Source organism: Paenibacillus pectinilyticus, from assembly GCF_001700435.1.
GTDB lineage: Bacteria > Bacillota > Bacilli > Paenibacillales > NBRC-103111 > Paenibacillus_E > Paenibacillus_E pectinilyticus.
In genome coordinates this window covers 528657-549117 of record NZ_LYPC01000022.1, presented here as the reverse complement: position 1 = coordinate 549117, position 20461 = coordinate 528657, and the positions used below count along the sequence as shown (strand labels likewise).

Below are 20461 nucleotides of genomic sequence, written 5' to 3'. Positions count from 1 at the left end.
ACGAACCATGGCAGATTCGTTAGTCATTGTTGAGTCACCAGCAAAAGCCAAAACCATCGGCAAATATTTAGGAAGTAAATTTATCGTAAAAGCCTCGATGGGTCATATTCGCGACCTTCCGAAAAGCCAAATTGGCGTAGAAGTCGACCGTAACTTTGAGCCTAAATACATAACAATTCGTGGAAAAGGTTCTATCCTTAAAGAACTGAAAGACGCAAGCAAAAAAGTGAAAAAAATATACCTAGCAGCGGATCCGGATCGCGAAGGTGAAGCGATTGCGTGGCATTTAGCTCACTATTTGGATGTAGGTCCAGATGAGCTGTGCCGAGTTGTATTTAATGAGATCACGAAAGATGCGGTTAAGGATGCTTTTAAAACACCACGTCGCATTAATCAAGATTTGGTAAATGCGCAGCAAGCTCGTCGGATTTTGGACCGACTTGTGGGATATAAGATTAGTCCTTTACTTTGGAAAAAAGTGAAAAAGGGATTATCAGCAGGCCGTGTGCAATCTGTTGCGGTTAAACTGATTCAAGATCGTGAAAATGAGATCAAAGCCTTTGAACCAGAAGAGTACTGGTCCATAACGGCAGTTCTTGATGCGGGTAAAACAGTCTTTGAAGCCAAGTATCATAGTCATAATGGTGAGAAAAAGGAACTGCATTCACAAGAAGATGTTGATCTCGTTCTTGCTGCCATGGGTAAAGATGCGTTTGTCGTCAAAGAAGTGAAAGAGAAAGAACGTCAACGTAATCCGTCCCCGCCATTCATTACAAGCTCCATGCAACAGGAAGCAGCGCGTAAGCTCAATTTCCGAGCATCCAAGACGATGTCTGTGGCACAGCAATTATATGAAGGTATCGATTTAGGTAAAGAAGGTACCGTCGGTTTAATCACCTATATGCGTACGGATTCCACGCGAATCTCTCCTATTGCCCAAGAAGAAGCCAAAGACTTCATTATGATGAAATACGGTCCTACTTTTTATCCAGAGACGCCTCGTCAGTATCTAAAGAAAAATGCGAATGCGCAGGATGCGCATGAGGGGATACGTCCGACATCTGTATTGCGTGAACCTGATCAAATGAAGGCATTCCTGAGTAAAGATCAGTACCGTTTGTACAAGCTGGTGTGGGATCGTTTCGTTGCAAGTCAGATGGCATCAGCTATTCTAGACACTATGACGATTGACTTGAATGCTGGGGAAACAGTTTTCAGAGCGAATGGTTCTAAAATGAAGTTTGCTGGCTTTATGAAGGTATATGTGGAAAGCAATGATGATGGTACAACAGAAGAAGATAAGCTGCTTCCGCCACTTTCGAAGGGAGATTCCTTGCAAAAGCAAAGCGTAGAGCCGAAACAACACTTTACTCAACCGCCTCCAAGGTATACAGAAGCGCGCTTAGTACGTGCCCTTGAGGAAATGGGTATTGGGCGGCCAAGTACGTATGCACCAACGCTTGAGACCATTCAGAAGCGTGGCTACGTGGCTATCGAGGAGAAGAAATTCGTTCCGACGGAACTAGGTGAGCTTGTTATCCAGTTAATGCAAGAATTTTTCCCGGAAATTCTCGATATCGAGTTTACCGCACATATGGAAGAAGAGCTGGACTTTGTGGAAGAAGGCAAAGAGGATTGGGTACGTGTTCTTGATACGTTCTACACCTCATTTGAGAAGCGCCTTGAATTTGCCGAAGAGGAAATGAAGGAAATTGAGATCCAGGATGAGGTTTCAGATGAGATCTGCGAGAAATGCGGAAAACATCTAGTCTACAAAATGGGTCGATTCGGTAAATTCCTGGCATGTTCAGGTTTTCCCGATTGCCGTAATACGAAACCAATTATCAAAGATACTGGGGTTACTTGTCCTACTTGTAAAACCGGTAAGATTGTGGAGCGCCGTAGCAAAAAAGGACGGGTATTCTACGGTTGTGACCAGTATCCTACCTGTGACTTTGTTTCTTGGGATAAGCCAGTGGACAAACCGTGTCCGGTTTGCAGCTCGCTGATGATTGAGAAACGCAGTAAAAATGGTGTTATGATTCAATGTACGCAATGTGATCATAAGGAAGAAGCGATAGATGATTCCGAAAACACAGATGATATGAAAGATTAGAGGTGTCTGATTTTGCCAGAAAATCAAAGAGTAACAGTCATCGGCGCAGGATTGGCTGGCAGTGAGGCCGCGTGGCAAATTGCCCGTCAAGGCGTACCTGTTACTTTATATGAAATGCGTAATAAAAGAAAAACGCCTGCACACATTACCGACCAATTCGCTGAACTCGTGTGCAGTAACTCACTTCGCTCCAATGGACTTATGAATGCGGTAGGTGTATTGAAGGAAGAAATGAGACGTATGGACTCACTAATCCTATCTTGCGCTGATGAGCATGCTGTGCCTGCAGGTGGAGCGCTTGCAGTTGACCGAGATGGTTTCTCACAAAGCGTTACGAACACGTTAAGGAATCACCCTTTGATTGAAGTGCGCAACGAAGAACTAACAGCACTGCCAGAAGGTATTGTTGTAGTAGCTACAGGACCGTTAACTTCACCAGACCTAGCTGCGGAACTCAAATCCCTAATGGGCGAAGAATATTTATACTTCTATGATGCGGCAGCGCCTATTGTGGAGAAAGACTCCATTGATATGAATAAAGTATATTTGTCTTCGCGATACGACAAAGGGGAAGCTGCCTATCTGAATTGTCCGATGACGGAGGAAGAGTTCAATGTATTCTATGATGCTCTGATCACGGCTGAGGTTGCGGAACTAAAGGAATTTGAGAAAGAAATTTATTTTGAGGGCTGCATGCCTTTGGAAGTGATGGCGAAGCGGGGGAAGCAAACCGTCTTATTCGGACCGATGAAACCCGTTGGCTTAATTAATCCACATACAGGTAAAATGCCTCATGCTGTCGTACAACTTCGCCAAGATAATGCGGCAGGTACTCTATATAATTTAGTGGGCTTCCAAACGCATTTGAAATGGGGCGAGCAGAAGCGGGTGCTTCAACTCATCCCTGGATTGGAGCAAGCGGAGTTCGTTCGTTACGGTGTAATGCATCGCAATACGTTTATTAACTCGCCTAGGCTGCTAGAACCTACCTATCAGTACAAGCGCCGCGAGAATCTGTTCTTCGCAGGTCAGATGACGGGCGTTGAGGGCTATGTGGAATCGGCCGCTTCGGGCTTAATTGCCGGTCTTAATGCAGGACGTATGGCCAAAGGTCAAGAGTGTTTGGTTGTTCCTGCAGAAACGACGTTAGGAAGTATGGCGCAATACATTACAACGGCTGATTTCAAGCATTTTCAACCGATGAATGCGAATTTTGGACTGCTTCCTGCATTGCCAGAGCGGATCCGAAATAAAAAAGAAAAATATGAAAAGCTGGCTAACCGCGCGCTAGAAAGTATTCAGAATTTTGTGAAAACAATATCCGTATAAGTTGTAATTAGACGTTTCGATGTGTTACTATAATTATGTTTTGTTGCATTTTTCATTCGTTTGATCATACATTTACCTCTAGATGCGGTCATTTTTCTTTTGGGACCTCGCTAGAGGTTTCTCTCATTTTTGCGACCCATACACATGTTTGAATTCTGTTTTGCGGGCAAGATTCTGATAGAGGGGTGATTGGAAATGGAACCTAATCAAGCAACGTTTCACGCAACAACGATATTTGCGATCCGACACGAAGGTAAGGGAGCTATTGCAGGCGACGGTCAAGTGACTTTTGGCAACAGTATGATCATGAAAAGTACGGCCAAAAAAGTACGGCGTTTACATAGAGGGAAAGTCATAGCGGGCTTTGCCGGTTCAGTTGCCGACGCGATTACGCTTTTCGAGAAATTTGAAGGTAAGCTAGAGGAGCACCATGGCAATCTGCAACGTGCTGCTGTAGAACTAACGAAGGATTGGCGTCAAGATCGTGTGCTGCGAAGATTGGAAGCTATGATGATTGTTATGGATGCAACGGGTCTATTATTACTTTCTGGTAATGGTGAAGTTATTGAGCCAGATGATGGCATCTTAGCGATAGGCTCTGGAGGTAGTTTCGCGTTGTCCGCGGGTAGAGCATTACATCGCCATGCGCCGCACATGAGTGCGAGGGATATTGCCCACGCCGCGCTAACGACGGCAGCTGAAATATGTGTTTTTACTAACCATAATATTATTGTTGAAGAAATTGAATAAATTAGAACGTATGTTACTTTAAGCAAATTATGCACACGTGCTCAATGGGTCAATTAGCTTTAACCTAACTTTAAGGAGGGTAACACATATGGCAAACAGCTCTCTTACACCTAAACAAATTGTTCAGGAATTAGATCGATATATTGTGGGACAAAAAAAAGCAAAGAAATCGGTTGCTATTGCTTTGCGCAACAGGTATCGCAGGAATCTGGTAGACGAAAGCATGAGAGATGAAATCGTACCGAAAAACATTCTCATGATCGGTCCTACAGGCGTAGGTAAAACGGAAATCGCTCGTAGACTTGCCAAATTGGTCGGTGCTCCATTTATTAAAGTAGAAGCAACGAAGTTTACAGAAGTGGGCTATGTTGGGCGCGATGTAGAATCTATGGTACGTGATTTGGTGGAGACTGCCGTACGTATGGTTAAGGTAGAACGTATGGAGAAGGTCAAAGACCGCGCAGAGAAGCTTGCAAATGAGCGATTAGTAACGTTGTTAGCTCCGAGTGCAGCTCGCGCTAAAACGCAGCGTAATCCGCTTGAGATGCTGTTCGGCGGGCAAAATAAGGATGAGCAAGAGGAGCCGACACCGGATCCAACGCTTGCTTCTAAAAGAGGTCAAATCGCAGAACAATTGTCCAATGGTAAATTAGAGAATGAAATCGTTGAAATTGAAGTAGAAGACACTGCACCTTCCATGCTGGATATGCTGGGCGGTCAAGGTAATGATCAAGCAGGTATGAACATGCAAGAAATGTTCGGAAGTCTTATGCCCAAAAAGACGAAAAAGCGGAAGCTGCATGTCAAAGAAGCAAGAAAAGTACTAACGCAAGAAGAAGCGCAGAAATTAATTGATATGGATGATGTCATTCAAGAATCGATTCATCGTGCTGAGCAAAGCGGCATTATTTTTATTGATGAAATCGATAAAATAGCTAGCAGCAGCCGCGGCGGCAGCGGTCCAGATATTTCTCGCGAAGGCGTTCAGCGTGATATTTTGCCAATCGTTGAGGGCTCAACGGTTGTCACCAAATACGGTACTGTCAAAACAGATTATGTCTTATTCATTGGCGCTGGCGCTTTTCATATTGCAAAGCCATCTGATCTTATTCCCGAGCTACAAGGGAGATTCCCAATTCGGGTCGAACTCAGTGATTTAACGTTGGAAGACTTCGTTTCTATTTTAACGGAGCCTAAGAATGCATTGACCAAACAATACACCGCATTGTTACAAACGGAAGGTATAACTGTTGAGTTTGCGGAGGAAGCTATTCATGAAATAGCTCGTATTGCCGTTGAAGTAAACCAACAGACGGAGAATATTGGAGCTCGTCGTTTGCATACTATTTTGGAGAAATTATTAGAGGATTTATCCTTTGAGGCACCGGAAATCACACTTGAGTCCATCGTGATCAATCCAGCCTATGTACGCGAGAAGCTTGGCAGCATCGTACAAAATCGAGATTTAAGTCAATATATTTTATAAGAAACATGCAGGTTTCAGGTAGTAGGAGGCAGTTACATGAGTTTATTAAATAAAACGAGAAGGCTTAATCGCTTGCTCCAAAAAGAAGCAGGCAATGCGGTTAGCTTTATGGATATGGCAGAAGTGCTGCGGGATATTGTTATTGCAAATATTTATGTGGTCAGCCGAAAAGGTAAGATCCTTGGCTACGCGGTAACGAATGATCCCGTATCACCAGAAATGAATCAAACGATCCTTGTTGAGCGTAGGTTTCCACTAGAATCCAATAATTTGTTGTTGAAAATCGAGGAAACTTCGTCAACTGCTGAACAGGATAGCCCTTACTTTTATTACACGGATCAAATGAAAGATATGTTTCCATCCACACACACGACTTTAGTACCTATTATTGGCGGTGGGGATCGGCTTGGGACGCTTATCCTTAGCCGTAGTGAAGGCAGCTTTATTGATGATGATTTGATTCTTGCTGAATATGGTTCGACAGTAATCGCCATGGAAATATTAAGAGAGCGTGCGGAAGAAATTGAAGAGGAAGCACGTAGTAAAGCAGTCGTTCAAGTTGCAATTGGTTCCCTATCGTTCAGTGAGATGGAAGCCGTGGAGCATATTTTTGATGAATTGGACGGCAAAGAAGGCTTGTTAGTAGCAAGTAAAATTGCGGATCGCGTTGGCATCACACGTTCTGTTATTGTCAATGCACTGCGCAAATTGGAGAGTGCTGGCGTTATTGAAACGCGATCACTTGGCATGAAGGGCACTTATATCCGTATTTTAAATGAACAACTCATGCAAAGTATTGAACAAATGAAATCAAAACTATAGATATAAACAACGTAAAGTCCTATCTGGTAAAAAGATAGGGCTTTTTTCTTATTGTAAGTTATCGTAATATCTTAGATGATAAGGGAATAAGTCAAAGGTTTACATATTTCTACATATAGAACTATTTTGTATCGGATATCGAGAATAATGTCGAAACAAGAAGGAATAGATTCTTGCGATGTGGAAGTACTTACAGACTATTATTTAGAGTGAAGGGGAATCATTTATGTCGTTTTTAGACAAGCCTAGTTGGAATATGATGGAGCGTTCGCTGGATGCATCGACGCTAAGACAAAAGGTGGTAGCGAATAACATTGCCAATGTGGATACCCCTAACTTTAAACGTTCCGATGTATCTTTTGAAGAATTATTACATAACCAGATGAGTGCAGCGACACCTTCTATTGAAGGTTATCGGACCGATCCTAGACATTTTGTCATCGGAAACACGAACACGGAGTTGCCAAATTCTGAAATCAAAACGGATGAGTCAACGGCAGTGAACACAAACAATAACAATGTGGATATGGACTACGAAATGTCATTAATGGCCAAAAACCAACTTAAATACAATGCAATGATTCAACAAATGAACAGCGAGTTCAAGAAAATGCGAACAGTCATAGGAGGCAAGTAATAACCGATGAGACTCACGAACGGATTTGATATCAGTGCTTCAGCCTTAACGGCGCAACGACTGCGGATGGATGTTGTTTCCTCTAATATAGCGAATGCCGATACGACGAGAGCGAAGTTTGTCGATGGTAAATGGATGCCTTACACAAGAAAATTGGTTTCATTTGAGACCAAGTCACAGCCAAGTTTTGCACAATCGTTAAGTTCGGCAATGGCAGATGGAACTGGCGAAGGTGTACGCGTGAATAAAATTTTCGAAGATAGCTCGCCGCTCAAGCAAGTGTACAACCCGACTCACCCCGACGCGGATAGTAATGGATTTGTCTATATGCCAAATGTTGACATCACAAAAGAGATGGTTGACATGATCTCAGCAACTAGATCCTATGAAGCGAATGTCACGGCTTTGAATGCAAGTAAATCCATGATTACGAAAGCATTAGAAATTGGTAGATAACCACGACAGGAGGTTACAACATGATTGATAAGATTAGTTACAGCCCAATTAACATTATGAGCTCTATACAACCGAAGGATAACACGGGAGAGGGAGCTGACGACTTAGGTAAGAAATTCGGTTCCTTTCTGAATGACGCAATGAATAATCTAAATAGTCAACAATTGCAAGTCGACAAACTGAATGAAAGCTTCATCAAAGGAGATCTTTCCGATGTACATCAATTGACAATTGCCTCGGAGAAAGCATCACTTGGGCTAGAACTAACTGTTCAAGTTCGGAACAAAGTGATTGAGGCATACCAAGAAATGATGAGAATGCAGCTGTAATAGTAGAGATGCTGCTAAATTTGGGTCAATGAGGTGACAGAGTGAACGAGAACCTGCTCCAGTACTGGGAAAAGGTGAAGCAATACTGGAATCGTTATAATCGCACAACGAAAATAACATTTATCGCAACCGTGTTGTTACTGATTCTAACCGCTGCAATAATTAGCATTAATTTATCAAAAACAGAGTATTCCTTGGCTTTTACGGAATTGCAGCCGAGTGATGCTGCAAGTATTAAATCCTATCTGGATACTGCGAAAATTCCCTATCATCTGAGTACGGATGGTAAAAGTATAGAAGTGCCTACGAGTGAAGTGGCCAACGTAAAGCTTGGCGTCGAGTCACAAGGATTGAATAAGAATGGTTCCTTAGGATTTGAAGCTTTTAGTGGCAGTAGTTCTTTTGGGATCACGGATAATGAATTCAAAGTAAAATATTTAAGCGCCATTCAAGGTGAACTGCAGCAGTTAATTAATTCAAATCAAGCGATAGCAAGTTCGAAGGTTCTCATTTCGCTCCCGGAGGAAGGTCCTTTCTTACAACAACAGGCTGAGAAAGCGACAGCTTCGGTTGTGTTACAAGTGAAACAAGGCTATACGTTGGATCAACCCAAAGTGGATACGATTTATAATCTAGTTTCCCACAGTGTGAAAAACCTTCCTATTGAAAACATCACGATTTCGGATCAATATGGACAAGGACTTAATTCTTCCAAACTAGATGGTGGAACATCACAGACTTTGATTAGCGGAACAGATATTAATACGCAATTCCGGAATGACTTGCAGAAGAGTATTAACAATATGTTAGGCAACATGTTTGGACGCGATAAAGTTAATGTCAATGTATTTACGACAATGAACTTTGATCAAAAGAAAACGAAAGAACAACTGGTAAGAGCACCGAATCAAGTGGATCAAAAAGGTTTGGAAATTTCCTTGCAAAAAGCAACAGAATCTTATCAGAGTAATGGTGCTGATAATGGCGGTGTACCTGGTACAGGGTCTACAGACGTTCCCGGATACCCTGGTACTTCAACCACAGGTAAGTCCAACTCAGAGAAGACGAGTGAAACCGTTAATTACGAAGTAGATCGTATTACGAATGATATCATCTCAACACCGTATGTTGTAAAAGATTTAAGTATCAACGTCGGTATCGAACCTCCAGTTAAAGATGATCCTAATTCATTAACCGCGGAGACGAAAACAGCTGTTCAGAATGCATTGGTTAACATCGTGAGAACTGCTCTTGCTGATAATAAGACTACTTATACAGACGAGGAATTACAGAAGAAAGTTACGGTCTTTGCACATTCTTTTGCAAGAACTTCAGATGCGACGGCAACAAAGACGTCCACTTACTTGACTTATGGAGCTTTAGCGCTTGCAGCGTTAGCAATTGGAGCTGTTGTTGGGTTTGCAATAAGAAGACGCAGAAAAGCTTCACAGCAGTTGTTACTTGATCAAGAAATGAATGTAGCAGCTACTAAAGCAGAACTTCCAACGATTGATATTGAAAATGTTACGAATGACAATCAAGTACGTAAGCAACTCGAAACGCTTGCGAAAAAGCGGCCAGAAGATTTCGTTAACTTGCTGCGTACTTGGTTAGTAGATGAATAGAGGTGCACTTGTATGGCCAGAGCCGCTTTACAAGGGTTGACCGGACGACAAAAGGCAGCTATTCTTTTGATCAGTTTAGGCCCTGAGGTATCTGCACAAATTTTTAAACATTTGCGTGAAGAAGAAATTGAACAACTAACCCTTGAGATTGCGAATGTGCGCAAAGTAGATGCCCTTGAGAAGGATTCGATTTTGGCTGAATTCCATCAAATCTGTTTGGCTCAGGAGTTTATTTCACAGGGCGGTATTGCCTACGCCAAAGATATTTTGGAGAAGGCTCTGGGTTCCCAGAAAGCACTCGATATTATTAATCGTTTAACAGCAACACTTCAAGTTAGACCTTTTGACTTTGCAAGGAAAGCGGATCCAGCGCAAATTCTCAATTTTATTCAAAATGAGAACTCGCAAACGATCGCTCTCGTGTTGTCGTATTTACAAGCGGAGCAAGCATCAATTATTCTCTCGTCGCTGCCGCAAGAGAAACAAGCGGATGTGGCCAAGCGTATCGCCCTGATGGACAGCACATCGCCTGAGGTCATTTCTCAAGTTGAACGAGTACTTGAACAAAAGTTATCCTCAACGGTTACTCAGGATTATACAAATGCTGGAGGTATTGCTTCCATCGTTCAGATTTTGAATGGTGTTGACCGTGGTACGGAACGTACCATTCTCGATTCCTTAGAGATTCAAGATCCAGAATTAGCGGAAGAAATCAAGAAGCGGATGTTCGTATTCGAGGACATTGTCAATATTGACAACCGTTCAATTCAACGGATTATTCGTGATATTGAAAATGCTGACTTGCAATTGGCACTTAAAGTGGCAAGTGAAGAGGTTCGTGATGTGCTTTTCAAAAACATGTCCAAACGGATGGCAGAAACATTCAAAGAAGAAATGGAATTTATGGGACCTGTTCGCTTACGAGATGTCGAAGAAGCCCAAACCCGCATCGTTGCAACGATTCGTCGCTTAGAAGAATCGGGTGAAATCATCATCGCACGTGGTGGAGGAGATGATATTATTGTCTAATGTCATTAAATCATTTGCCTATTATCCACTTGAGGATAAGAAAGTTGTTGAAACGCCAGCTGCATATGCTCCTTTTGGCTCTGACCAAGATGCTGAGGACGGCCTATCGGTTGAAATGCAGAATGAGATTAACGATGCAACTAGTTTGAAGAATCAAATTCTGCAAGATGCTGAAGAATTTGCCAGCGAACAAGTTGATCAAGCAATGCGTGAGTGCGCAACCATTCGTGAACAAACGGAATTGGACATTGCACAATGGTGGGAAGCCAAACGTATAGAAGATGAAGAGATCATTACTACTTCCAAGCAACAGGGATATGAGGCAGGTTTTCAACAAGGTCTTGCACAAGCGGGAGAAGAAATCAGAAAAGAGTATAGTGATATGCTCGCTGAGGCCTGTACCATCCTTGAACAGTCATACAAGCTGAAACAACAAATCATACAAGAATCAGAGCCTTTTCTTATTGAGTTAAGCACATCCATCGCAGAGAAGATTATCGGAAGACAATTATCTCTAGAACCGCAATGGATTATTGAATTAATACAGAAAGTACTTGCTCGTAGACGTGAAAAAGGAATCATTACGTTATGTGTAGCACCATCTCAGTTCGCTTATATCCAAGATGCGAGAGAAGAATTACTTACTTCCATTGATTCACAGGCTGAGCTGGAAATTATTCCGGATTCATCGGTACAAGATCAAGGTTGTGTAATTCGGTCATCTTATGGAAGCATTGATGCTAAAATCGATACGCAATTGAAAGAAATCAAGTCAGCCTTACAGCAAGTGGCCACACAAAGTGAGGAATCCTAATATGCCGCAACCACTGCCGAAAGTGGATAAATACAAGGAACATTTACAAAGCATTGATCCAATCAGGGTTAACGGCAAAGTAACGCAAGTTATTGGACTTACCGTTGAATCTGAAGGACCTGATGTTAGTATCGGTGATCTTTGTTATATCTATCCACATAAGTCGAATAAGCCCTTGAAAGCGGAAGTCGTAGGATTTCGAAGTAACAAAGTTATTTTAATGCCGCTAGGTGATCTTGATTCTATTGGTCCTGGTTGTGATGTTGTCGGAACAGGTAAACCTCTAACCGTTCAAGTCGGGCATGAATTGCTTGGCAAGGTGTTGGATGGGTTAGGTCAACCGTTGGATGGATCTTTCTTACCATCTAGAATGGCACAGTATTCTACGAATAATGTTCCTAGTAATCCATTAACGCGACCGCGTGTTCTCAACCCGATTTCAGTTGGTGTTCGTTGTATCGATGGCCTCCTGACGATTGGCAAGGGACAGCGTGTTGGTATTTTTGCTGGATCCGGTGTTGGTAAAAGTACATTAATGGGTATGATTGCCCGTAATACTTCGGCTGATGTCAATGTCATAGCTCTTATTGGAGAGCGTGGCAGAGAAGTTTTAGATTTTATCGAACGAGATTTAGGTCCTGAAGGTTTGGCGCGCTCTGTCGTTATTGTTGCGACCTCGGATCAGCCAGCGTTAATCCGTATTAAAGGGGCAATGATTGCGACAAGTATAGCCGAATATTTTAGAGATCGTGGCTTAAATGTCATGATGATGATGGATTCCGTCACACGATTTGCTATGGCACAACGTGAGGTTGGACTAGCAGTGGGGGAACCTCCTGCTACACGTGGATATACACCATCGGTTTTTGCTATGCTTCCAAGACTCTTGGAACGTTCTGGTACAGGGGCTAAGGGCTCGATTACCGCTTTTTATACCGTTCTTGTTGACGGTGACGATATGAATGAACCGATTGCGGATGCTGTACGAGGTATCCTGGATGGTCATATTGTTCTTAATCGTAATATTGCGAACAAAGGACATTATCCAGCGATTGATGTACTTTCCAGTGTAAGTCGAGTTATGAAAGAAATTGTTCCTTCTGAACACATGGAGGCTGCTGATCAACTCAAGCGACTTCTCTCTATATATAAAGATTCGGAAGATCTCATTAATATAGGGGCGTATCAAAAAGGTTCTAACCCAAATATTGATGTTGCGATGGATAATATTGAGGCGATCTGGGATTTTACGAAGCAAAGAACAAGTGAAAAGCTGACGTATGAAGAAGCGCAAGCACGCTTAATACAAGAATTTTATAAGGGATGAGGGTCCTAAATGAGTTTTCGTTATTCGTTCCAACAAATTGTCGATTTGAAAAATAATGAACGAACACAAGCAGAATGGATTTTATCTGAGGCAATGGGGCAATTACGGAATGAAGAAACGAACTTACATGGATTAGTTGAACAGAAGGAAAACTTACACAACGAAATGGTACGAGCCGCTACTCACGCAAGTACGATCTCGAACATGTTGATGCTGCAAAGCTATATGAATCATGTGGACAAGCAAATTGCTCGTAAACATCAAGATGTCAGACATGCTCAACATGTCGTTACTCAGAAACAGGATCATCTTTCCGAGAAAATGATTGATGAGAAGGTATGGTCCAAAGCAAGAGAGAAAGCGCATAACCAGTTTCGAGCGATGGTCGCTAAGAAAGAGCAGGAAGCTCTTGATGAGATGGCAACTAATCGGTTCAGACGACTATCGTATTAAGGAAACAAGGGAGGGAAGAGGAGATGGCCAATACAAGCGTGGAGGGTGCATCCTATAGTGCACTGGAGCGGTTTTTAATATGGTTTGTCATCCCCTTTGTGTTTACAGCAGTTCTACTCTTCGTGCTGCTTTCGATCTTTGATTATGATATCAAAAGTAGTATCCAAAAGGCTTTGCACAATACACCAGTAATCGGGTTAGTTGTTCCTGCGCCAAAGGAAACTGCTGCAGTGACTGCTTCTGGTAAAGCATCTAATCCTGAACAAAACGCTAAGCAAAAAGAGGATGAGATCGCTAAGCTTAACGCCAAAGTAACTGAGCTTACAACGGCTTTACAAAAAGCAGACACAGTAACAGGTATAAAAGATCAATCTCTGAAGGATGCCGAGGCGAAAGTCGCCGATCTCGAAGAGAAGCTAAAAGACAAAACACAAACGGAAGAAGAATATAATAACCAAATCACGCAACTCGCAAATATGTATGCCAAAATGAGTCCTAGTAAGGTTGCTCCTATTATTGAAGCCTTAACGCCAAATGAAATGGTACTTGTGTTTTCGATGATGAAAGCAGATAGTCGTGGGGCTATTCTTGAGAAGATGGACGCTGGGAAGGCTGCTATCGCCTCTATTGGTCTAAAAGACGTTGTCCCTGTACGCGATAAAGAAATTGCAGCGCTTCAGGAGAGATTAGCTACCAATAGTACGAAGGATGCCAAGGCAACAACGACGGTGAGTACATCAGATCTTGGACAAACATTTGCAAATATGGTGCCAAAAAGTGCTGCTAATGTTCTGCTAGAGATGAATAAATCCAATCCTGCCAAAGTGTTATCCATTTTAAGCGGTATGGACAATGCGTCTCGCTCTAAAGTAATGTCCGCGCTATCCGATGCGAACAAGGAAACAGCTGCAGCGATTGCAACTAAACTTGGACCATAGTGATCAGGGATCATTCGAAAGGAGGTGACAAAAATGGACGTACAAATGGCTGCAGTACCAACAACTCCAACAGCAACTGCAACATCCAGTACAACTGCTGCAAACAAAGGAACGTCGAAAGGGAATGCTTCTACGACGTCTTTCTCTGCTCTGCTTGCGGATCAGACAGGTCAGGATAATGCGCCAGCAACTGATGGGCAACCAACAGATAGCGAACTTTCCATGACCATGATGATCCAAATGTTACAGACGCTTGTCATGCCGCTACAAACTGCTGCTGAGCAAGGTGCGACTACAAAAACGGAGGAGCATTCGCTGCCTGAGTTATTAGTAGAAGCTTTGAACAGTAATCCGGATCTTGCGGGTAAATTATTGCAAGACCCTAAAGTGAAGAAATGGTTCGAGAATGCAGATGACATGCTAGCTGCGCTTGGAAATAATTCAAATACTGCTGGTCTTGGCTTAATAGCGAACTTGCAACAGCCAACGAATGCATCGGTTAATTTGAAAGTGCAGAATACGTTGTTAACATTGACGACACTGTCAAAACAACAGCCAGACAATCCGATTCTGAACTATTTAAAAGCGGATCTGACGAATACGATTCAGCCCTTGCTTCCAGAGATCTTAGCTACACTTGGTGGCCCTCAGAAGCCCGCTGCAAGTCCTGTGACAGCAAATCCTCTGGCGTCTGATGATGCGGTTGATACCGGTAAGAAGCAAGCGACATCAGCTACGAAAGCTAGTGCGCACAAATACATAAACAAACGCGCTGTTGAACAACCGACAGAAAATATACAAACTATCAATCTTCAATCGGTGCAATCCAAGCAAGAGAAATTTGCAATCAAGTATATTCCGATTGCTATTAATGAACTAGCTTCGAATGCTACGGAAGAGAAGAAAGCTCCTCTAGTTGATGTACCCGTTGAGAGTAATTCGACAACGAATACGATTGTAACTATTGCTGATTTGCAAAAAGCGCAGCAAGTAACAAATGTAGAGAAGACAGCCGCTCCTGTGTTATCAGCAGCTAACTTTACAGAAGAAATGACTGCGCATGTGCTCAAAAACATGAAGATCACCATGTCAGAAGGTTTTTCAGAAGCGAAACTTTCTTTATTTCCTAAGAATCTAGGACATGTTGATGTGAAAATTTCCATGCATGATGGTCAGTTGTTTGCGCAGTTTGCAGCGGATACCCTAGCGGGTAAACAAATGCTGGAAAGCCAGCTGCCGCAACTTCGCCAAGCTTTGCTAACGCAAGGATTACAAGTTGAGAAGTTAGAAGTTACACAAAGTGCGAATATGTCCTCCAGCATGTTCCAAGAGCAACGACAACCTCAATCCTTTAATCAGTCGCAGCAACAACCTAGAAATCGATCTAATGCGGTTGAAATCGATGCTATTGAATTTAAAGATGACATGGAGCAACTTGCACAGGTTCGTGAAGCAGCAAACGGCAATTCTTTCGATGTAATAGCTTAAAGCAATATTCAATGTGTAATTCAAATGAACTGTTGGAGGTGAAAGTATGGCTACAAGTCCAATTGTAGGTAACGTAGCGGATCTTATTAATACAAACACTACCAAGACAACGAAGGACAAGGATAGTACGACACTCGGGAAAGATGATTTCCTGAAAATCTTGATCACTCAACTTCAAAACCAAGATCCTACGCAACCTTTACAAGATAAAGAGTTTATTGCGCAAATGGCCCAATTTACGTCCGTTGAGCAACTGACGAATATGGCTGGTGAAATGAAGCTAATGAGACAATCTTTAGGTTTTGTATCAGGATTGATTGGGAAGTCGATAACATGGACGGGTACAGATGCATCTGGCGTTTCGACTGATTTATCAGGTGTCGTAGACTCCATTACCTTTAAAGATGGCAACCAATATGCCAATGTCAACGGCGCAGAAATTTCACTGGATAAACTGAAGAAAATTGAGAACGTTGGCGATTCAAAATGACAGAGAGAATATCCATAGGTGAACTTTACCCTAATGCGGTTTCTCCGGCTACAACAAGACGATCACTTGCTCAACAACAACAGATTCCGCCGTCGGGAAATGCAACATTTCAGAAAATTTTTCAAGATCAGTTCGTCCGGTTTAGTCATCACGCAGAGGTAAGAATCCAAGAGCGTGGTATTCAACTTAAACCTGAACAACTTGAGAAGCTTAATAAGGCCATCGATAAAGCAGCGTCCAAAGGGGCAAAAGATGCTTTGATGATCGTGGCTGGAAATGGGTACATCGTGAACGTGCCCAACCGAACCGTTGTGACTGCGCTGGATGGACAAGCCATGAACGAGCATGTATTTACCCAAATCGATAGCGCAATGATCATTTCATAGAAAATGGGCTCGACCGTCAAGGAAGCCTGGAGCTGTGGAACGAATGAAGCAGCTCGAATTTAAGAACTCACATCCGATTTAGGAGGCCTATCCATGTTAAGATCTTTATACTCAGGCGTTTCAGGTATGCGTGGTTTTCAAACAAAACTAGATGTCATCGGCAATAACATCGCTAACGTTAATACCATCGGATTTAAAAGTGGTCGTGTAATGTTTAAGGACATTCTGAGTCAAACAGTTTCAGGTGTCAGCGCACCCGATGATGTTCGTGGTGGGGTGAATGCACAGCAAGTGGGTCTAGGTGTCAGTGTGGCTGCAATTGATACTGTACATACCGCAGGTAGTGCGATGACTACGAACGTGGTTACTGATCTACGTGTGAATGGAGATGGCTTCTTCGCAGTAGGAACTGCTGAGCAAGCAGATACACCTTTCTTGACTAGAGCCGGTAACTTTACACTTGATCCAAACCGGAATTTAGTGAACTCTGAAGGCCTTCATGTTATGGGTGCTGATGGAGCTGGTCCGATTGTTATTCCAGAGGACATTGTTTCCTTCTCCATTTCTCAGAATGGTGACATTATTGGGGTCAATGCCAATGGTGAAACGATTGCAACTGGGCAGAAAGTTGGCGTAGTAAAAGTAATTAATCCAGCTGGTCTCGAGAAAATCGGTGGTAATCTTTACCAAATGACAGCGAATGCCAATCCTGCGGGTGAGATTACTGTAGGTGCTGCAGGAGATCCGGCCACGGGGACTGGCACTCTGATTTCAGGTCAATTAGAAATGTCCAACGTTGACTTGACAGGTGAGTTTACAGAAATGATTATCGCACAGCGTGGTTTCCAAGCGAATTCACGGATCATTACGACTTCAGATGAAGTACTTCAAGAAGTTGTTAACCTCAAGCACTAAGAAGTAATTGAATGAATAAGGGGAGCCTAGCTCCCCGAACCCTGACTCAGGAGGAGAAGGATGATTGCTCTCACTCGTTTAAACGGTAAATCCCTTATCTTGAATGCGATTTTGATAGAACTTATCGAAGAAACTCCGGATACGATGATTACATTGACGACAGGCAAGAAAATCACAGTTCTCGAAAAGGCAGAGGTTGTGGTAAGCTTAGTGCGGACCTACATGCAAGATATTGGATCCGTTCGAGCGACAATACAGTCCAGGGATACGGAGGGTTCGTAAGTGTTTAAGAACAAAATATTCATACTCATTGTTTCTATTCTGATTGCGATCACACTGATTCTCACCGCAGCCTTTGTGTTGTGGAACTTTATGGAGAAAAATAACCAATCGAAGGATCCTGCTGTACAAGCCCAAGATGCTGTTGCAAGCGTCAAACCAACGAAAGCGCCTTCGGCTGAAACAGTTAAGGCAAACACGTCGATCATTAAGGATATTTTGACTAATTTATCTGGCAGTCAGAATTTCATTAAAATCAGCTTCGCGTTTGAAATGGAAAATTCCAAGGGCAAAGCTGAGTTTGATAGCTTACTTGACTCTGCGGTTAAAGGAACTATTGTGCAAATATTGGGAGATATGACGAAGGATCAAATTGAAGGAAGTAAGGGTTCAGATAGTTTAACTTCCACAATAATGAACAAACTAAACCCATTATTGCACGCAGGTAAAATCAAACAAATTTGGATAACTGATAAAGTCCTACAGTAACTCGTTATTGATTTTGCTTACAAGGAGGTGACTCGAATGGTTGATGTTTTATCGCAAAATGAGATCGATGCCTTATTAGCTGCTTTATCCTCTGGCGAAATGGATGCAGATGAGCTGAAGAAGGAGGATACTCAGAAGAAGGTAAGGGCTTATGATTTTAAGAGAGCGGTACGTTTCTCTAAAGACCATATTCGAAGCTTAACCCGGATTCATGAAAATTTTGCGCGTTTTTTAACGACATATTTCTCAGCACAGCTTCGTACATTCGTACAAATCAATGTTGTCCAGGTTGAACAACTGCCTTATGATGAATTTATTCGTTCGATCCCGAAAATGACCATTTTGAACATCTTTGAAGCAGAGCCTTTAGAGGGTCGAATGGTGCTTGAGGTTCATCCGAATGTTGCATTTGCGATGTTGGATCGTTTATTAGGCGGAGCAGGTACGACGCCAACCAAGATTAATGCCTTAACCGAAATTGAAACCATTGTTATGGAACGTATCTTCAGTAGAGCTTTTGATAGTCTGCAAGAAGCTTGGAAGACTGTTATTGATATTCAACCGCGATTAGAGGCACTTGAAACGAATCCGCAGTTTATGCAAATTGTTTCACCCAATGAAACGATTGCATTAATATCGTTGAGCACCAAAATTGGGGATACAACAGGTATGATAAACTTATGTATTCCGCACGTCGTCATTGAACCGATCATGCCTCGACTTTCTGTTCATCACTGGTTTGTTTCCCAGAAGAAAACGAGAGCTCCTGAAGAAGTGGAAGCACTTCAATCACGCTTGGAGAAAACCAAGTTACCTCTTATTGCAGAATTGGGATCGTCTGAAATTTCAATCCAGGATTTCTTAGGATTAGCGATAGGCGATGTAATCCCGCTGCATAAATCCGTCGAAGATTCGCTTCAAGTCAAAGTGGGCGAGAAGCTGAAATATCTCGGAAGCCCTGGTACCGTAAAAGGGAAGATGGCTGTACAAATTACAGAAATCGTGAATGAAGGAGAAGAAGATTATGATGAATAACAGAGATTATTTGTCGCAGGAAGAGATCGATGCTTTATTGAGACAATCATCTGAAGAAAGCTCAGCCTCTTCTTTTCAAGGGCCTCCGCAAGTTGAAGATTTTTTATCCCCGCTCGAACAGGATGCGCTTGGGGAAATTGGTAATATTACGTTTGGAAGCGCGGCGACGGCGTTGTCGACGCTTCTCGGGAAGAAAGTCGATATTACGACACCTAAGGTTTCTGTCATTGGGAAAGAAGAATTGGAAGCGCAGTTTCCAAGACCACATGTCGCCGTACATGTCAACTATGTAGACGGCTTTCACGGCATCAATTTGCTCGTCATTCAAACGCGTGATGCGCAGGTCATTGCTGACCTGATGATGGGTGGAGATGGCACTGGCGGGGATGAAACCCTAAGTGAAATCCATATTAGTGCCGTGCAAGAAGCGATGAATCAGATGATGGGTTCATCAGCAACATCCATGTCTACCATCTTTAATCGATTTGTCAATATCTCTCCACCAGGAATCGACATATTAAATTTGTCGAAAGGAGAAGGAAAACTGCCTGATGAGGACGTATTTATAAAGATATCGTTCCGACTTGCCATTGGCGATCTGATTGATTCCAATATCATGCAGTTATTACCTGTTCCTTTTGCCAAAGAAATGGTATCGATTCTAATGGGTGGTGGTGAAACTGACTCGGCTATGGAAGCTGCACCAGCTGCTCAAGCACCAACAGTAGCTGCAGCTCCACCAGTGCAAGAAACTCCTAAATCACAACCAGCACCTGTCTACGAGCAACCTGTTTATCAACAACCGGTATATGAACAGCCGATGTATCAGCAGCCCCCAATGGGACAGCCGATGTATCCGCCACAGCAACCACAACCGCTGTATCCACCTGGGCAGCCGATGTATCAACAACCTCCAGCAGCGTATGGTGGGATACCCAATCGGAATGTGAATGTACAACCGGTACAGTTTGGTAATTTAAATTCAGGTGGTTTCGCACAAGCAGATGATACGAACTTAAATTTACTACTCGACATTCCTCTTAAGGTAACTGTAGAGTTGGGTAGAACGAATAAGGTGATTAAGGACATCTTAGAGTTATCACAAGGTTCTATTATCGAATTGGACAAGCTTGCTGGTGAACCGGTGGATATTTTGGTCAATAACAAGTTGATTGCCAAGGGTGAAGTTGTGGTCATCGATGAAAATTTTGGGGTTCGTGTTACTGACATTGTGAACCAATGGGAACGAATTCAAAAAATACAATAAT

At 42.7% G+C, this 20461-nt stretch carries 22 protein-coding genes; all 22 read left to right on the top strand.

Going from position 1 to position 20461, the window contains the following annotated elements:
- Window positions 1-7 precede the first annotated feature (7 nt).
- Window positions 8-2116: a type I DNA topoisomerase gene (gene topA / locus A8709_RS18830; RefSeq protein ID WP_065853916.1), complete on the top strand. Its 2109-nt coding sequence runs from the start codon at window positions 8-10 to the stop codon at window positions 2114-2116.
- Window positions 2117-2128: 12 nt separating this feature from the next.
- Complete coding sequence (gene trmFO, locus A8709_RS18825) at window positions 2129-3445, top strand: FADH(2)-oxidizing methylenetetrahydrofolate--tRNA-(uracil(54)-C(5))-methyltransferase TrmFO (RefSeq protein ID WP_065853915.1); 1317 nt, start codon at window positions 2129-2131, stop codon at window positions 3443-3445.
- 195 nt (window positions 3446-3640) lie between these two features.
- Complete coding sequence (gene hslV, locus A8709_RS18820) at window positions 3641-4195, top strand: ATP-dependent protease subunit HslV (RefSeq protein WP_065853913.1); 555 nt, start codon at window positions 3641-3643, stop codon at window positions 4193-4195.
- 88 nt (window positions 4196-4283) lie between these two features.
- Complete coding sequence (gene hslU, locus A8709_RS18815; RefSeq protein WP_065853911.1) at window positions 4284-5681, top strand: ATP-dependent protease ATPase subunit HslU; 1398 nt, start codon at window positions 4284-4286, stop codon at window positions 5679-5681.
- A 36-nt stretch (window positions 5682-5717) separates the two neighbouring features.
- Window positions 5718-6503, top strand: a complete 786-nt coding sequence (gene codY / locus A8709_RS18810; protein WP_065853909.1) for a GTP-sensing pleiotropic transcriptional regulator CodY — start codon at window positions 5718-5720, stop codon at window positions 6501-6503.
- 226 nt (window positions 6504-6729) lie between these two features.
- Complete coding sequence (gene flgB / locus A8709_RS18805) at window positions 6730-7140, top strand: flagellar basal body rod protein FlgB (RefSeq protein WP_065853907.1); 411 nt, start codon at window positions 6730-6732, stop codon at window positions 7138-7140.
- A gap of 6 nt (window positions 7141-7146) precedes the next feature.
- Window positions 7147-7596 carry a flagellar basal body rod protein FlgC gene (gene flgC, locus A8709_RS18800; protein ID WP_065853905.1) on the top strand — a complete coding sequence of 150 codons (450 nt, stop codon included), beginning with the start codon at window positions 7147-7149 and terminating at the stop codon, window positions 7594-7596.
- A gap of 20 nt (window positions 7597-7616) precedes the next feature.
- The gene (gene fliE / locus A8709_RS18795; RefSeq protein ID WP_065853903.1) at window positions 7617-7925 is read left to right on the top strand and encodes a flagellar hook-basal body complex protein FliE; all 309 of its coding nucleotides are present in this window, start codon (window positions 7617-7619) and stop codon (window positions 7923-7925) included.
- 41 nt (window positions 7926-7966) lie between these two features.
- Window positions 7967-9550: a flagellar basal-body MS-ring/collar protein FliF gene (gene fliF, locus A8709_RS18790; RefSeq protein ID WP_065853901.1), complete on the top strand. Its 1584-nt coding sequence runs from the start codon at window positions 7967-7969 to the stop codon at window positions 9548-9550.
- Between the two features lie 12 nt (window positions 9551-9562).
- The gene (gene fliG / locus A8709_RS18785; RefSeq protein WP_065853899.1) at window positions 9563-10579 is read left to right on the top strand and encodes a flagellar motor switch protein FliG; all 1017 of its coding nucleotides are present in this window, start codon (window positions 9563-9565) and stop codon (window positions 10577-10579) included.
- Window positions 10572-11393: a FliH/SctL family protein gene (locus A8709_RS18780; protein ID WP_065853897.1), complete on the top strand. Its 822-nt coding sequence runs from the start codon at window positions 10572-10574 to the stop codon at window positions 11391-11393. The genes fliG and A8709_RS18780 overlap by 8 nt, the downstream gene beginning before the upstream one ends.
- Window position 11394: 1 nt before the next feature.
- The gene (gene fliI, locus A8709_RS18775) at window positions 11395-12720 is read left to right on the top strand and encodes a flagellar protein export ATPase FliI (RefSeq protein WP_065853895.1); all 1326 of its coding nucleotides are present in this window, start codon (window positions 11395-11397) and stop codon (window positions 12718-12720) included.
- A gap of 9 nt (window positions 12721-12729) precedes the next feature.
- A complete protein-coding gene (fliJ, locus tag A8709_RS18770; protein ID WP_065853893.1) occupies window positions 12730-13173 on the top strand; it encodes a flagellar export protein FliJ in 444 nt (147 codons plus the stop codon).
- A 23-nt stretch (window positions 13174-13196) separates the two neighbouring features.
- Complete coding sequence (locus A8709_RS18765; RefSeq protein ID WP_065853891.1) at window positions 13197-14111, top strand: MotE family protein; 915 nt, start codon at window positions 13197-13199, stop codon at window positions 14109-14111.
- Window positions 14112-14144: 33 nt separating this feature from the next.
- Complete coding sequence (locus A8709_RS18760; protein WP_065853889.1) at window positions 14145-15599, top strand: flagellar hook-length control protein FliK; 1455 nt, start codon at window positions 14145-14147, stop codon at window positions 15597-15599.
- Window positions 15600-15645: 46 nt separating this feature from the next.
- A complete protein-coding gene (locus tag A8709_RS18755; RefSeq protein WP_065853887.1) occupies window positions 15646-16089 on the top strand; it encodes a flagellar hook capping FlgD N-terminal domain-containing protein in 444 nt (147 codons plus the stop codon).
- Window positions 16086-16475, top strand: a complete 390-nt coding sequence (locus tag A8709_RS18750) for a TIGR02530 family flagellar biosynthesis protein (RefSeq protein WP_065853885.1) — start codon at window positions 16086-16088, stop codon at window positions 16473-16475. The genes A8709_RS18755 and A8709_RS18750 overlap by 4 nt, the downstream gene beginning before the upstream one ends.
- 93 nt (window positions 16476-16568) lie before the next feature.
- On the top strand, window positions 16569-17390 hold the full coding sequence (flgG, locus tag A8709_RS18745; RefSeq protein ID WP_065853883.1) for a flagellar basal body rod protein FlgG: 822 nt from the start codon (window positions 16569-16571) through the stop codon (window positions 17388-17390).
- Window positions 17391-17450: 60 nt separating this feature from the next.
- Window positions 17451-17672, top strand: a complete 222-nt coding sequence (locus tag A8709_RS18740) for a flagellar FlbD family protein (protein WP_065853881.1) — start codon at window positions 17451-17453, stop codon at window positions 17670-17672.
- Complete coding sequence (locus A8709_RS18735) at window positions 17673-18158, top strand: flagellar basal body-associated FliL family protein (RefSeq protein WP_065853879.1); 486 nt, start codon at window positions 17673-17675, stop codon at window positions 18156-18158.
- A gap of 36 nt (window positions 18159-18194) precedes the next feature.
- Window positions 18195-19193, top strand: coding sequence for a flagellar motor switch protein FliM (gene fliM / locus A8709_RS18730; RefSeq protein WP_065853877.1), 999 nt, complete (start codon window positions 18195-18197; stop codon window positions 19191-19193).
- Window positions 19186-20460, top strand: coding sequence for a flagellar motor switch phosphatase FliY (gene fliY / locus A8709_RS18725; RefSeq protein ID WP_065854096.1), 1275 nt, complete (start codon window positions 19186-19188; stop codon window positions 20458-20460). The genes fliM and fliY overlap by 8 nt, the downstream gene beginning before the upstream one ends.
- Window position 20461: the final 1 nt, after the last annotated feature.

Excerpts from the sequence above, each read along its gene's own strand:
- flgC (WP_065853905.1), top strand. The coding sequence starts at position 7,147 with ATGAGACTCACGAACGGATTTGATATCAGTGCTTCAGCCTTAACGGCG.
- fliM (WP_065853877.1), top strand. The coding sequence starts at position 18,195 with ATGGTTGATGTTTTATCGCAAAATGAGATCGATGCCTTATTAGCTGCT.
- A8709_RS18760 (WP_065853889.1), top strand. The coding sequence starts at position 14,145 with ATGGACGTACAAATGGCTGCAGTACCAACAACTCCAACAGCAACTGCA.
- hslV (WP_065853913.1), top strand. The coding sequence starts at position 3,641 with ATGGAACCTAATCAAGCAACGTTTCACGCAACAACGATATTTGCGATC.
- codY (WP_065853909.1), top strand. The coding sequence starts at position 5,718 with ATGAGTTTATTAAATAAAACGAGAAGGCTTAATCGCTTGCTCCAAAAA.
- A8709_RS18755 (WP_065853887.1), top strand. The coding sequence starts at position 15,646 with ATGGCTACAAGTCCAATTGTAGGTAACGTAGCGGATCTTATTAATACA.
- fliY (WP_065854096.1), top strand. The coding sequence starts at position 19,186 with ATGAATAACAGAGATTATTTGTCGCAGGAAGAGATCGATGCTTTATTG.
- fliE (WP_065853903.1), top strand. The coding sequence starts at position 7,617 with ATGATTGATAAGATTAGTTACAGCCCAATTAACATTATGAGCTCTATA.
- flgG (WP_065853883.1), top strand. The coding sequence starts at position 16,569 with ATGTTAAGATCTTTATACTCAGGCGTTTCAGGTATGCGTGGTTTTCAA.
- topA (WP_065853916.1), top strand. The coding sequence starts at position 8 with ATGGCAGATTCGTTAGTCATTGTTGAGTCACCAGCAAAAGCCAAAACC.
- A8709_RS18765 (WP_065853891.1), top strand. The coding sequence starts at position 13,197 with ATGGCCAATACAAGCGTGGAGGGTGCATCCTATAGTGCACTGGAGCGG.
- A8709_RS18740 (WP_065853881.1), top strand. The coding sequence starts at position 17,451 with ATGATTGCTCTCACTCGTTTAAACGGTAAATCCCTTATCTTGAATGCG.
- fliJ (WP_065853893.1), top strand. The coding sequence starts at position 12,730 with ATGAGTTTTCGTTATTCGTTCCAACAAATTGTCGATTTGAAAAATAAT.
- flgB (WP_065853907.1), top strand. The coding sequence starts at position 6,730 with ATGTCGTTTTTAGACAAGCCTAGTTGGAATATGATGGAGCGTTCGCTG.
- A8709_RS18750 (WP_065853885.1), top strand. The coding sequence starts at position 16,086 with ATGACAGAGAGAATATCCATAGGTGAACTTTACCCTAATGCGGTTTCT.
- fliG (WP_065853899.1), top strand. The coding sequence starts at position 9,563 with ATGGCCAGAGCCGCTTTACAAGGGTTGACCGGACGACAAAAGGCAGCT.
- hslU (WP_065853911.1), top strand. The coding sequence starts at position 4,284 with ATGGCAAACAGCTCTCTTACACCTAAACAAATTGTTCAGGAATTAGAT.
- fliI (WP_065853895.1), top strand. The coding sequence starts at position 11,395 with ATGCCGCAACCACTGCCGAAAGTGGATAAATACAAGGAACATTTACAA.